Source organism: Aquimarina sp. BL5, assembly GCF_003443675.1.
In the GTDB taxonomy this organism is placed as follows: Bacteria; Bacteroidota; Bacteroidia; order Flavobacteriales; family Flavobacteriaceae; genus Aquimarina.
Map to the genome: position 1 here is coordinate 339,764 of NZ_CP031963.1, position 14,175 is coordinate 353,938.

The following is a 14,175-nucleotide window of genomic DNA, read 5'->3' on the forward strand; positions in this document are numbered from 1 at the left end:
CTTTAAAGCATAGTGTTATAAAAAGCTAATTATATGTTGGAATAGCTCATAATAATAAGTTTGTAAAACCGCCACAGAATAGTGGCGGTTTACATTATTGAACTACTGAACTATTAATTTAAGTGTTTTAGTGGTACTTAGGGTTTTAACGCTTATAATGTATATTCCTTTAGAAGTAAATATCCCAGAATCTAAAGTTAGATTCTTAGTATTGGTAGCTTCTTGATATATAACATTTCCTAGGATATCATAAATTCGTACATAAGATTTACCATTGTTATCTCCAAGACTTATATTGAATTGATCTCCAACAATTGGATTAGGGTATACAATTAAAGCATTGTTTGTTATCTTATCGTCCAACCTATTGATGCGATTTGTTGTACCGTTAAAAGCAATCGTTAGCTCGGGTTCTCCAGTCGCAGCTTCAGAAGAATTAAAGTTAGCATCTCCACCGATAGCCTGACTAACGATTAAGGTTAAAAAGTTACCACTAACAGTAACACCTGTTAAAGTAATATCCTTAACCGTACCATTAGAGAAAGGACCATTTACATTTCCTAATGAAGCACCTTTAGCAGGAGCATTTGCAGAAGTTAAATTTGTTTCTGTCCAATTGCTGTTAGCTCCCAGATTAATGTCAATTACTCCACTACCAGCGTCAGTACTTCCGGTAAGCTTTAAGCTTGCAGATGTAATAGTTCCGTTGATACCTGAAACATCAAATTTTAAATAAGAAACACGGTTTGTTCCATCAACATAAAGAACACTATTATTTATTGTAGAATTATTACTAGCCTGTATATATGCATCGTCTACAGGGTTTAAGGTTGCTGTTTGCGGTGTAGTAGTGGTACCTCCAGAAGTACTACCAGAAAGTGTAGTAACCGGACTTGGACCATTTCCTCCCGCACCACATAAAGAACGTACAACGAAATCGTATGTTGTACCTGCTACTAAGTTGTTAACAATAATTGACGTTATACCTGAAGATCCAGAAGCAAAAGCGAAAGCACCAGATAAAGCACCTGTAAAAGTACCATCATTAAATGCTCTTACCTCAATTGTTCTAGTATCGTTAGGGGTATTATCAAAAGATAAAGTTACTGATGTATCGGTAACACTTGATACTGCTATACTTGTTGGCGCAATACTACAGTCTGCAGTTGGTGTTGTAGTTTTTAAAGTAAACTCTGCTCTTTCAAAATTAAATAAGAAACCTGCAGCTCCTGTATATGTTAATCTAAGTCTTTGCGTACCTTGACTCAATTGTATATCAGTTGTAACGGGAGTATTATAATTATGCCATTCGTTGTTAACAGGAACAGCAATAGTACCTAAGTTAGTTCCACCAATAGATAACACAATATTCCCTCCAACACCATTAGAAGAAGTAAAAGCAGTAAGCGTATACGTTCCACTAGAAGCTACATCAATATCATACTCGGTATAATTATTGTTTTTAATGAAACCTAAATTTTGACCTCCATTTGTTCCTGGTGTGTTTTCGGCTTTTACATCGCCACTTTTCGAATCAAAATTTTCTACTTGTATAGTTCCTGGTATAGCAAAAATATTTGGTGAAGTAACAGTATTTACAGTAACACTACTTGTAGCAGTAAACCCGCTATCAGCAGTAGTAACAGTAATCGTTGCAGTACCTTCAGCTACTCCAGTAACTACACCATTTGTATTTACTGTTGCGACGGCTGTATTACTAGAAAACCAAGTTACATTCTTATTTGTTGCATTAACAGGAGCAACAGCAGCCGTTAAACTACTAGTTTGTCCAACTTCAATTGAAGCTGTTGTTGGAGAAACACTAACTCCGGTTACAGCTATTGTTGTAGTACCTCCTGAGGTAGTCCCTACAACCGTTGGAGCTAATGGACTTGTTCCTGGAGTTCCTCCGGCACATAACGCACGGAAAACAAAATCGTAAGCAGTACCAGTTACTAAACCAGTCATAGTAACAGAAGAGCTCCCAGCACCAGCAGCAGCAAAACCAACACCTCCAGTGTTTATATCACCCGTAAATCCACCTTCAGGGAATGCTCTTAATTCAAAAGTTCTTGTATCTGTAGTTGTATTATCAAAAGATAATGTAACTGATGTGTCAGTTACGTTAGAAACTGCCAAGCCAGTTGGAGCAGTACTACAATCTACCGTTGGAGTTGTACTATCAGTACATTTAAACTCTAATGATGTCCAACGACCTCTAGAAAAAGCAAATCCTCCTCCTTCTGGTACTTGTCCATTTGAGTTTGAATTAAATTCTACTCTAAGTACAGCTTCATTGGCTACAGTAATACCAGTAAAAGTTTGACTAGCTGGAGAATAATCTACAGTAGTAGTTGGGTTTTGGAATGTTCCAATTAAGACTTCATCAATAAATATTCTATAGGTACTCTCACCATCTAATTCAGCAAGTGTATTAATAACCACATCATAAGTTCCTGCTTGACCACTAAATGAAGTTGTTGCAGCAGCAAATTGGTCTTTGTATTGTGAAGCATCAATAGCTAAAGCATTTCTAGCAGTATCTATATATCCTGGTACGAATCCTGTAAGTTCAAAATTTGAAAAATCACTTACAGCACCTAGGGTTATATTAGAACAAGAGGATCCTCCTCCTACAGTAATAGTACTTCTAGCAGTAAACCCGCCATCGGCCGTAGTAGCAGTTATAATAGCATTACCTGTTGCAATACCAGTAACTACACCACTAATATTAACTGTGGCAACTGAAGTATTATTTGATTCCCAAGTTACTGCTCTATTCGTTGCATTAGAAGGAGTGAAGATAGGTGTTAAAGCACTAGTTTGTCCTGCATTGATTGAAACCGTTGCAGGAGAAACAGATACACCAGTTACCGCTATAGGGTTGGTATTACCTTCTCGCGGAGATTCTGGAGTACTATTGTTCAAAGCAATAGCACGTTTTCCATCTTGAAACATGAATAGTCTATCGATAACATGACCTTTTGAACGTCCTGCTACTTCAATTGAATAATAACCAGGTGTATCGAAGTCTGCAAAAATGGTAAGTCCATTTACACCAGCATGTTCTCCGGTACATTCATTTACAAAAGCATCTTTTTGCACCCATACTTTCATCCATTCATTCAAGCTTCCTGTTTTAGCTCCTCCTTTAGTTCCATAGAAATCGGTTCCGTTTACTTTTAACCAAGAATCATTTGCACCATCAAATGTTGTTGAATTGAACCCATACCCTGTACGCCAAATAAATTGATAAGTACCAGGAGTATTTATCTTGATATTATACTTTAATACTCCATCAGGAAGTGGATCAACAAATTGACGATCTGGGCCATCATATTGCATATAACCATTACCTAATGGCTGATTTCCTCCAGTTGTCTTTTTTGACCAAAGTGAGTTTGTAGGAAAATCAAGTGATTCAGTTTCAATTACTAAATACCCATCATTTTCTACCCAAGCACCTGTTACTACTGGTGCAGGAGTAACAGTAACAGTAGAAGTATCTGTAAAACCACCATCTACAGTAGTCACTGTGATAGTAGCCGTGCCTTCTGCAACACCAGTTACAACTCCAGTTGCATTTACTGTTGCTACAGCTGTATTGCTAGATTTCCATGTTACATCTCTATTAGCGGCTGATGAAGGAATTACAGCCGCTGTTAAATTAGATGTTCTTCCTACATTAAAAGATACAGATGCTTGTGTGATACTCACTCCAGAAACAGGGTCTGTTCCATTTTGTCTTACTAAAGCTACCCAATCAGAGTTTGCAGAATTAGGAGGATTACCAATACTCCTGTTAGCACCACCTGCAACTTGAGTAACATTACCATTTAAAAGTGCCCCTCCGCTACGTGGATTAAACCATTGTACAGAAAAATCTCCTGATTGTCCATTAAGATTTAGGTTAGTAGAACCTCCATTTTCTAGATAAATTACATAAGTTCTTCCTGCTTCTGCTAGACAATTTGCAGAACCAGATACTAGGTTGTCATTATTAGAAGTTTTCCAAAATTCAATATTATTATTTTGGAAAAAGTCAATTACTGCATAACGTGACCAGTTGAATAATGTGTTAAAACGATTAAAATTTTCGGTTTTAAAATCACCTTGTCCACCACCATACCACATTACACCTGGTCCACCAGCGATCATAGTTTTCCAAAGGATACGCGTTCTTGCTTCTGTTTTTACATTACTATTTGCAATGTCTTGAGAAGTAAATATTCCAGTGCCACCAGGGTTTTGCTCGTCAGAGGCTACTACCCAAGGAGTACCATCATTCTTTGAATTATTAATCCAAGTTAATATTCCGTCAGGACCATTATAAGCAGAAGCATAATTGTTTTTACTAGAACTTTGTATAGAAGCTCCAGTTAATTTTGCGTCAAGATTTAACCAAGTAGTATATTTATTATGCTCATCAGGATACGTATGAATTACGCGATGATTTTGCCAAGGGTCATTAGCTGCCATAAAATCTATACGCTCAATAGCACTGGCAGGAGTCCCTCTATACTCTTCAGAGAAATTCCATTCTATAGCAAGGTGATGCCCAAAACGAGCGATCATTTCTCTGTAATACGTTTTTAACTGAGTACTGTTTAAGGCATCCCAATTTTCATTTTCAGCTAATTTTAAATGTAATAATAATCCATTTTGTTCAGCATGGTTTAAAACAATTTCCCATTGCTCCAGTTTTGACACATCATATACGAATTTAGCGCCAGCTGTTGTCCATGGATATACATTTTTATCATCACCACCAAAAAGACTCATAGAAACAGAGTTCATGTTTTGATTTTTTAGATAGTTCAGGGCTCCAATGATATTTTTACCTTTACCGCCATCCCAAGTTGGATTTCCGGTGTTAAAATCTGATGCATGTGGGTTAAACTGATGCTCAGGAGTAAATCCTGAATTCACATTACCGGCTACATCAGCATCAAAATCATTATAATTCAGGAAGTTTTCTGGTGAATCAGGGCCTAATTTTAGATAGTATTCTCCTGTTTCAGAAAACTGAAGATAACGACGTTCGCTGTCAGTACCTGTTGTTTTGTATACTAAGCGTCCTTTTGCTCTTAAATCAGGAGCTGTTTTATTAGATACAGCGATACTTCCAATACTTCCTGTAAGATTGTGTACTGGAGATGGTAAATTACCAACATTGCTTATTGCAACATCATTTCCTGTATAGTACAGGACTCTATATGTCCAGTTACCCGTTTCATTTGGTCTTAAATAGGCCTTAAAAACTTTACCAGCTTTTGCATTGCTATTGGCAGCATTACCATCGGCAGCAAAAAATCCAGGGACCCTGATATTATTACCACTAGGACTTGTGAAAACTACATCCATTCGGGTATTTCTAAATGTTCCTGCTTCTTCTGACAAATTGCCTCCAGGTAGGGTTAAAGAGACGGTTATTTTATGCCATTTTTGTAGGATTCCGTTGATATTTACTGTCTGTGTATGTCCTATAAAGGACAGAGTTAAAATCATCATTATAGTTCCTAATGATGAAATTCGAGTTTGTGTGCGTTTCATGATTTGTGTTAGGTTTTAGGTTTTAGAGTTAATAATTATGTTTGATATTAATCATTTACAATTTATGAAATTGAGTAGCTAACAATTGATTCTGATATTTAAAAAGGGAGTACATATGATTTGTTAAGTTATTTTATAGAATTAAAAGGAAAAGATTAAATAGGGTGTGTTAAAATATTGAAAACGTGATAGTTGTATTTTAACTGTAGTTGTCATTCCTATTAATGGTTACAGAATAAATGATTTTCTTATGGTAAAACCATATTAAAATCTACATGTAAATACATTAAGGTTATTAGGAAGAATCAGATAACGAAATACTTGAATAAATATTATTAAAAACCCGTTGTGCATTTAGGTTTTTTTATATAAAATTCATCAATTCAAGTGCTTCTAACTTGAGAGGAAGTATACTTCGACAAGCTCAGCAGAGCTATCGCGAATACGAGCTTTAGATAAAAAAGCTATTCTCGATACTCCGCCTTAGGCGGACAGGCAGGCTAATTTTTCTTTGTTTCACTATGAAAAACCACTCCTGAATTGACACTTTTTCAACTTGCATTTTCCTAAATGCACAACGGGTTTTGAAATTGTATCGGTATGATCTGTGTAATTATGAAATCTACCTATTAGAGAAAGTAAATAAGATAAAGAGTTAAATAATTCGTTTAATCACCCTTAATTTATGAGTATATAAACGTTTTTCTCCATTAAAAATGCCTGTATGATCTATACGATCCACGCGTACCTTACCATGCGCGTGGATGATATAGTTATCTTTCATAATGACACCAACATGTGTAATTGCTCCTTCGTCATTATCGAAAAAAGCAAGATCACCTGGTTCACTTTCTTCAATAAAACTTAGTGGATCTCCTTGGGTTGCTTGTAAAGATGCATCTCGTAATAGTTTATAACCGTTTAGTTTATAAACCATTTGTGTGAAACCACTACAATCGATTCCAAAGTTTGTCTTTCCTCCCCATAAATAAGGAGCATTTAGGAAAAGAAATGCAGTTTCTACTAGTTTATCTTTTGGTTGCTTTTCAGTAATTCTATTGCCATCATATTGATGTTCAAAAAGATCCAAAGCTCCTAATGAAGAACCTAGGGCAATTGGCATCAACTGATTATCCTTACAGCTTATGAAATCAATTAAATCCGCCGTGACATCTAAAGGCTTCGTATCAAAATCTTTATACACTTCTTCTGTAATTTCTACATACTGCTTATTATCGATCCAACCTTCATAGGTGTCAAAAGCTAAACGAATTCTACTCCATTTTTTTCGTTTTTCTAAAACTTTAAAATGCTCACCATATAAAACCTGTGATACCATTTCACTAGGATCACTTGGTTCAAAACGCAAAGGGACAATACTAAGATTGCAAATACCGTATAGCATGAATCTTTATAGGTACTAGATATTAAACATTTAATAGAATTTCAATGATATTTTATCCTTATTATAGGCGTTCAATTACCATTGCAGAAGCACCACCACCACCATTACAAATAGCCGCTGCTCCGGTTTTTGCATTATTTTGTTCTAACACATTCATTAACGTAATCAAGATACGAACACCAGAACATCCTAATGGGTGTCCTAAAGATACCGCTCCACCGTTAACATTGGTATTAGAATCGTTTAATCCAAGTATTTTCATATTAGCAAGACCTACTACTGAGAAAGCTTCGTTAAATTCAAAGAAATCAACATCATCCAATGTAATTCCTGCTTTATCAATTGCTTTTGGTAGTGCTTTTGCAGGTGCTGTTGTAAACCACTTAGGTTCTTGTGCTGCATCTGCATAACTTTTAATTTTTACTAAAGGTTTTAATCCAAGTTCGGCCGCTTTTTCTGCACTCATTACTACTACAGCTCCAGCACCATCGTTAATTGTAGAAGCATTAGCTGCTGTAACTGTTCCTTCTTTTGTAAAAGCAGGGCGTAAGGCAGGAATCTTCTCCATTTTTACATTTTTATACTCTTCATCTTCTGTAACCATTACAGGTTCTCCACGACGTTGTGGTACTGGAACAGGCACAACTTCATTAGTAAATTTACCTTCTGACCACGCCTTGGCAGAACGCTCATAAGATTGAATTGCAAAAGCATCTTGATCTTCTCTACTAAAGTTATGTTCTGTGGCGCATAAATCTGCACAAACTCCCATCGCATTCTGATCGTATACATCAACTAAACCATCACGTTGCATTCCATCTTCGAGTGTTTGAGAACCAAATTTATGACCAGTTCTTAATCTAACATAATGAGGAATTAGACTCATATTTTCCATTCCACCAGCTACAACAATATCTGCATCTCCTAACGCGATCGTCTGAGCAGCATGCATTACAGCTTTCATACCACTAGCGCATACTTTGTTTACCGTTGTACATGGCACCATTTCACTTAAACCAGCACCTAAAGCGGCTTGTCTAGCCGGTGCTTGTCCATTTCCTGCCTGTACTACATTTCCCATGAATACTTCTTCTACTAATGAAGGATCCAGATTGATTTTATCTAATGCACCTTTTATTGCTATTGATCCTAATTGTGTAGCAGGAACTGTGGATAAACTTCCTAAAAAACTACCTATTGGAGTACGTGCTGCTGATACTATTACAACGTCTTTGCTCATTATGTTCGAATTTAATATATGTGTGTTTGTTATTTTGCGAATTTAAGGATTTTTGGAGGATATACATAGCTAAGTTATTTATAGGATTTACTAATCCGGAATTATAGGTATACACTATTTTTTTACCTTCTTTGTACTGACTTATTTTTTAGTACTTTTGAGTAATCTATACGAATATCCTGGTGAAAAAGTTTTTAAATAATTTTTATAAAAATCAATCCTTTTTATATAAAGGGTTTCTTTTTGTTAGTACGTTGATTCTCATAGTATATTTATTTCCAAAAGGAGGTGTTTTTAAATATGAGTTTACAAAAGGGAAACCTTGGCAATATGAAAACCTATATGCTCCATTTGATTTTGCCATTGCAAAAACTCAAGATGATATTGATGCAGAGAAGAAACGTATCGAAGATAATAACATACCGTATTTCGAGTATGATACTATTATAGCAAATACTGCAAAGGATAATTATAATGCAGCGTTCAAAAGTAATTTAGAAACTTTGGATCAGAGTAGTTCCGGAAAACAGGCGAAGCTTTTCGGTAGAATACTTCTTAATGATATTTATAGATATGGTGTTTTACAAGAGTCATATTCCTATGAAAGCAAAAGACAAATCTTTCTTAATAAAGGCAATAAAGCAGAGGCTATAACTTTTGGGCAAATATTAACTCCTAATGCGGTTACTTCGCTAATTAGTTCCAGAATTGATAAAAGCGAGTATGTTAAATTTAAAAGTGGTTTTGTAGCTTTATTTTATGATTTGATTAAACCAAACGTATCCCTAAATCAAAAATTGACTGAAAGCACACTAGAAAATGAATTAGCTCAAGTGCTTACTACTAGAGGTAGTGTTTCTAAGGGAAGTAGAATTATCGCAAAAGGAGAAGTAGTAGAAGGAAATAGATTGCAGATTCTTACGTCTCTTAAGGCGGAATACGAGTCCCAGGTATGGAGTGATAAGAATTTTTACTGGATTGTTTTTGGATATGGAATTCTAGTTTCTTTGGCTTTGTTGATGTTATTACTTTTCATCCGAAAGTATAGAAGGGATATTTACGATAATAATACTCAGGTTACTTTTATTGCATTCAATATTTTACTAATGGTTTTGATCACTACGTTAGTAGTGAAATATAAGTCAGATTATATTTATATAGTTCCCTTGTGTATTTTACCTTTAATTTTAAAGGCTTTCTTTGATTCTAGACTTGGTTTATTTACGCACGTAGTAACAGTAATGATTTTAGGTTTTGTTGTTCCTAATAGTTATGAATACACTTTTTTACAAATCATTGCAGGGATTGTTACGATATTGACTATTTCTGAATCCTATAAAAGAGCTAATTTATTCATTACTGTCGGACAGATTACTGCGATTTACATTTTGGCTTATATAGCTTTTCATATCATTCATGAAGGAAGTATTAGTGATATTGATTGGACTACTATTGGCTTATTTGTTATAAGTGGTTTTGCTACATTAATAGTGCATCCATTGATTTACGCATATGAAAAGATGTTTGGTTTAATCTCTGATGTGTCTCTTTTGGAGCTTAGCGATACTAATTCTTCTTTATTAAAAGAGTTATCTGATAAAGCTCCAGGAACTTTTCATCATTCTCTTAATGTTGCTAACATTGCAGAAGCTGCGGCTAGCGAAATCGGGGCAAATGTAATGCTGGTTAGGGTAGGAGCTCTTTATCACGATATTGGAAAGATGGCAAACCCTACATATTTTACTGAAAATCAGACAGCTTCAGGAAATGCCCACGATGTATTATCTCCTAAAGAGAGTGCTAAAATTATTATCGATCACGTTATAAGGGGTATTGAGATTGCAAAAAAGAACAAATTACCTGATCGTGTAATTGATTTTATAAGAACGCATCATGGGACTAGTACGGTATACTACTTTTACATGAAAGCTAAGGAAATCAATGAGAATGTAAACAAGGAAGATTTTCAATATCCAGGACCAAAACCTTTTTCTAAGGAAACTGCTATTTTGATGATGAGTGATAGTGTAGAGGCTGCTTCCAAAAGCTTGAAAAACCCTACTAGTAGTTTAATCGATTCATTTGTGGAGAAGATAGTAAATAAGCAAATGGAAGATGGTCAATTTCTTAATGCAAATATTACGTTCAAGGAAATTCAACAGGTTAAAAAGATCTTTAAACGAAAGTTAACTAATATCTACCATTTAAGGATTGAATATCCTGAGTAGTACTTTTAGACTGGTATGTTATTTGATAAGGTAATCGATAACATAAACCATCTTAAAATTTTACTATGAAAACTTTCAGAACTTTTACATTTCTAACATGTCTAATATTTAGTCTTACATCATATAGTCAAGTTATAATAGGAGGTGAAGCTTCTATCGATATAAGTATAAATATTCCGGTTCCTGATATTGTTATTGAACGAAGACCAGATGTAAGAATTGAAACAAGGCCTTCTGCTCCAGTAATACACAGTTGTGATCATAACTGTTCTCATAATGAATATGTTAGTTATGGAGAGATTCAAAATCAAAACGGGCCATATGGACGTCAAATATATCTAGTAACTCATGCACAATTAGAATCAAACCGTGTTGGTTCTGAAAGCGTTACCTATGTTTTAGACTCAGGAGATGTATTAGAATTAATTATTGTAACAGCCAATCTCCAAGATTTTAATTATCATAGTTATAGTGATAATTGTGAATGTTCGCAAAAAAATAGAATTTTAGAAGTATTATTAAATGATCAGAAAATACCACTAAGAGACGGAAGTTTATCGCTTCAGCCAAAAGAAAATGGTTTTCACTCTGTCATAAACCTACACAGCAAATTTGAGGGAGATTTTAATGGTACAGTTATTTTTTAGATAAATATTTCCCATCCATCCAGAAAGTTCCAAAAGGTATTATAGAGCATATAAGCACTATTGCTAATGTTTTATTATCCCATCTTTTTTCAGGTTTCACTAAAAAAGCAAATACGATATAAGCTAGAAATAAAAAACCGTGTGCCATACCAATTAACTTATTAGGTTCTGGTGAGGCAAATAGATACTTGAGCGGCATTGTTACGAATAGTATAGCCAAGTATGAAATCCCTTCGAGATAACTAATCAATCTGAAACTGGTGATCATATTTATATTTATTTAAAATTGGATGCAAATTTAAGGTTCAGAATATATCCAAACGTTAATAAATACCTATTTTTTAGTAGGATACTCCAATTCAAATATTTCGAGATCAAAATAGGGGATAGCTGATAACAAATGATCAAAGATATCTGCTACTATCTTCTCATAATTTTTCCATATTTTATCATTACTAAAAGCATAGATTTCTAAAGGAGTCCCTTGAGCAGTAGGCGCTAATTGGCGACTCATAATCATCATATCACTATTAATATGAGGATGATCCTCTAGATATGATTCTACATACTTTCTAAATACACCCATGTTAGAAAGATTTCGACCATTCATTAAAACCTCTTTGTTTATCAGATTTTCTTCATTATAAGAATTTACCTTGTGCTGTGCTTGATCCAAGTATTCCCTTATAAGCTCTACTTTCTTAAGACGATCTACATCATTTTCAGATAAAAATTTAATGCTAGAAGCTTTTATTAAAATAGCTCTTTTTATTCTTCTTCCACCAGAATCCATCATACCTCGCCAATTCCTAAATGACTGAGAAGTTAGATGATAGGTAGGGATTGTTGTGATTGTTTTATCAAAATTCTGGACTTTTACCGAGGACAGATTGATTTCGATTACATCTCCATCAGCTCCATATTTAGCCATTGTAATCCAGTCACCAATTCTAACAGTGTCATTTACGGCAACCTGAATACTTGCTACAAACCCAAGAATAGTGTCTTTAAATATCAGAAGAATAACTGCAGACATTGCCCCAAGTGCTGTTAAAAATGTCCAAATTGATTTCCCAGTAATTAAAGAGAAAATTGAAATAGCACCAATTACCCAGATAAATATCATAAAGACCTGAATATAACTATCTATAGGTTTATCTCTGAATGACTCTAAAGACTTCAAGAAATCTCTGAAGGTTCCGAGAATACTTCTTACAATCCAAATCGTTAAAGCAATAACCAATATATTAAAAAGAATTTCTAAGTAATTCTCTGCAATAGGAAAATCTATAAATAGTTCAGGTATGATCCAAATACTAATGGATAATGGTATGATGTGAGATAAATAGTCAAAAGTTTTGTTTTTGACCAAATGATCATCAAAAGTATTCTTTGATTTTGAAGCGTATCTTTTAAAAAGATTTAAGATTACCTTTTTAATTATTTTATCTAGAATGAATAGGGCTATTAGCAGGACACAAACACCAATAACCACATTTAGGTATTCTGCCATAGTTTCCGTAAAGCCATTAGAAACTAAAACTTTATAAAAATACCTAGTTAGTTTTTCCATAAAAAAAATGAATTCAGATCGAATCTAAACCTACAACTTATTATTTTAATAAGTTCTATACCAAACTGAAAATAGCTACGGCATACAAATAGAATCTTACAAAACGTAATAGTCCAAATAGCAAATAACTAATAAAAGGATATTTTATCATTCCTGCCGCAATACTGGTAATAGAAAAAGGAATGGGAAGTAATGCTCCTACCACTATTAAAAAACCACCCCATTTACGAGTGTTTTTAATATGTTTGGCCATTTTCACCTCTAAATACTGGTGAACTGAGGGGATTTTGGTGATTGATTTCCCTATGAAATAGGAGATAACTCCACCTAAGTATGATAATAATGCAAGAATTGAGAGATATAGGATAGGACTTGTTGTTTTGTCACTCCACGCGATGAAAATTTCTGGAGGGATCAAGCCTAACAAAGACTCCGATGCAAAAAACACACTAAAAACTACATAATCCGAATAGTTTTCTGTTACATAAATCAATACATCATTGATATTGATAACAAAATAATTTACTATTAATAAACCTGCTATAAAAAGTAAAATAGGAGGTAATGCTTTTTTTAAGCTGATTCCTAAAAACTTATAGAAACCGGTATAACTATAATATTGATGCAATAATTGCAATCGTGTTTTTTTTACAGATCGGGGATTCATTTTCATAACAATTTTTCCACAAGGCAACAAAAATAATATATAATTGATTTTTTCACGTTTATAAAATCATAAAATTTGTCGAGAAGTTGTTATAATAATTACAGGATACAAAGAAAACGTACCAAAATGCTCATTTTATAAGGTGTAATGTATAATTAGACAAAGGTATTTATACTAAAAAAACCCTGAAAATAATCAAGGTTTCTTTTTGATATTGTAATAAGAAAAATAATATTATCTAAATTTTATGCATTCAGGGCATCTCTATAATCTGCCAAATCCATAACATTCATTTTATTTTTTATATCCTTAAACAGAGAAACAAGATACATAAGACTTTCCACCGGATTCACATCTTCATTCTTCACTGGTGCTTCATTTTCATTTTCTTGTTCCTCGATTGGTTCATCGTCTGGAATGGGAATAAGAAAACTATCATTTTCTTCGATATGTTCGTAGGTAAGTCTTAACACTTTTACCACCAATGGTACTTGCTGTTCTAAAGCATAAGATCTCAAAGCTTTAAGATCCTCTATCAGTGTATCTGTATTGATTCCGGATTTTTCTAAATCAGTCAGAATTTTGTCAATTAATTTGAGCGCCTTTTTATTTTCCAAGGATTATAAAATTAGTTTGTTTTAAAAAATGATTATGGCAAATTTAACCCTTTATCTAAATCTTTGAAATCTTTTAAAACAATAAATTTACTTTTTATTGTTAAAAAAAATATTGAAAAAAAATATCTTTAATTAAGACGAGGAATTTTCCCCATAAAATACTGACCATTAGTTGTTTATTGCCTGAAAAACTTGTCTATGCTTGTATTCCAGCTAAAGTTTGAGGTTAAACCGTAACCAAAATT

9 protein-coding genes are annotated in these 14,175 nt (G+C 33.9%); 2 read left to right on the forward strand and 7 right to left on the reverse strand.

From position 1 onward, the window contains the following. Window positions 1-102: 102 nt before the first annotated feature. The 3 genes from D1818_RS25675 to D1818_RS01635 all read right to left on the reverse strand — a co-directional run bounded on the left by D1818_RS25675 (window position 103) and on the right by D1818_RS01635 (window position 8,198). Entirely contained in the window at window positions 103-5,553 is a 5,451-nt protein-coding gene (locus D1818_RS25675; RefSeq protein ID WP_233558591.1) for an Ig-like domain-containing protein, read from the reverse strand. Between the two features lie 655 nt (window positions 5,554-6,208). Next, entirely contained in the window at window positions 6,209-6,958 is a 750-nt protein-coding gene (locus tag D1818_RS01630; protein WP_118455749.1) for a C40 family peptidase, read from the reverse strand. Window positions 6,959-7,019: 61 nt separating this feature from the next. Next, window positions 7,020-8,198 carry an acetyl-CoA C-acyltransferase gene (locus D1818_RS01635; protein ID WP_118455751.1) on the reverse strand — a complete coding sequence of 393 codons (1,179 nt, stop codon included), beginning with the start codon at window positions 8,196-8,198 and terminating at the stop codon, window positions 7,020-7,022. A gap of 182 nt (window positions 8,199-8,380) precedes the next feature. On the opposite strand from D1818_RS01635, the gene D1818_RS01640 reads away from it, so the two are divergent. Together D1818_RS01640 and D1818_RS01645 are read left to right on the forward strand one after the other, a co-directional pair. Continuing rightward, complete coding sequence (locus D1818_RS01640) at window positions 8,381-10,426, forward strand: HD family phosphohydrolase (protein ID WP_118455753.1); 2,046 nt, start codon at window positions 8,381-8,383, stop codon at window positions 10,424-10,426. A 65-nt stretch (window positions 10,427-10,491) separates the two neighbouring features. Continuing rightward, window positions 10,492-11,073 carry a hypothetical protein gene (locus D1818_RS01645; protein WP_118455755.1) on the forward strand — a complete coding sequence of 194 codons (582 nt, stop codon included), beginning with the start codon at window positions 10,492-10,494 and terminating at the stop codon, window positions 11,071-11,073. Here the strand turns inward: D1818_RS01645 and D1818_RS01650 are convergent. From D1818_RS01650 to D1818_RS01665, 4 genes are all read right to left on the reverse strand, one after another. Beyond that, a complete protein-coding gene (locus D1818_RS01650) occupies window positions 11,063-11,341 on the reverse strand; it encodes a DUF3817 domain-containing protein (protein ID WP_118455757.1) in 279 nt (92 codons plus the stop codon). The two genes, D1818_RS01645 and D1818_RS01650, sit on opposite strands and share 11 nt — an antisense overlap. Window positions 11,342-11,407: 66 nt before the next feature. Next, window positions 11,408-12,646: a mechanosensitive ion channel family protein gene (locus D1818_RS01655; RefSeq protein WP_118455758.1), complete on the reverse strand. Its 1,239-nt coding sequence runs from the start codon at window positions 12,644-12,646 to the stop codon at window positions 11,408-11,410. 55 nt (window positions 12,647-12,701) lie between these two features. Beyond that, entirely contained in the window at window positions 12,702-13,319 is a 618-nt protein-coding gene (locus D1818_RS01660; protein ID WP_118455760.1) for a YqaA family protein, read from the reverse strand. Between the two features lie 239 nt (window positions 13,320-13,558). Continuing rightward, window positions 13,559-13,930, reverse strand: coding sequence for a hypothetical protein (locus D1818_RS01665; RefSeq protein WP_118455762.1), 372 nt, complete (start codon window positions 13,928-13,930; stop codon window positions 13,559-13,561). Window positions 13,931-14,175: the final 245 nt, after the last annotated feature.

Excerpts from the sequence above, each read along its gene's own strand:
- D1818_RS25675 (WP_233558591.1), bottom strand. The coding sequence starts at position 5,553 with ATGAAACGCACACAAACTCGAATTTCATCATTAGGAACTATAATGATG.
- D1818_RS01630 (WP_118455749.1), bottom strand. The coding sequence starts at position 6,958 with ATGCTATACGGTATTTGCAATCTTAGTATTGTCCCTTTGCGTTTTGAA.
- D1818_RS01635 (WP_118455751.1), bottom strand. The coding sequence starts at position 8,198 with ATGAGCAAAGACGTTGTAATAGTATCAGCAGCACGTACTCCAATAGGT.
- D1818_RS01645 (WP_118455755.1), top strand. The coding sequence starts at position 10,492 with ATGAAAACTTTCAGAACTTTTACATTTCTAACATGTCTAATATTTAGT.
- D1818_RS01650 (WP_118455757.1), bottom strand. The coding sequence starts at position 11,341 with ATGATCACCAGTTTCAGATTGATTAGTTATCTCGAAGGGATTTCATAC.
- D1818_RS01655 (WP_118455758.1), bottom strand. The coding sequence starts at position 12,646 with ATGGAAAAACTAACTAGGTATTTTTATAAAGTTTTAGTTTCTAATGGC.
- D1818_RS01660 (WP_118455760.1), bottom strand. The coding sequence starts at position 13,319 with ATGAAAATGAATCCCCGATCTGTAAAAAAAACACGATTGCAATTATTG.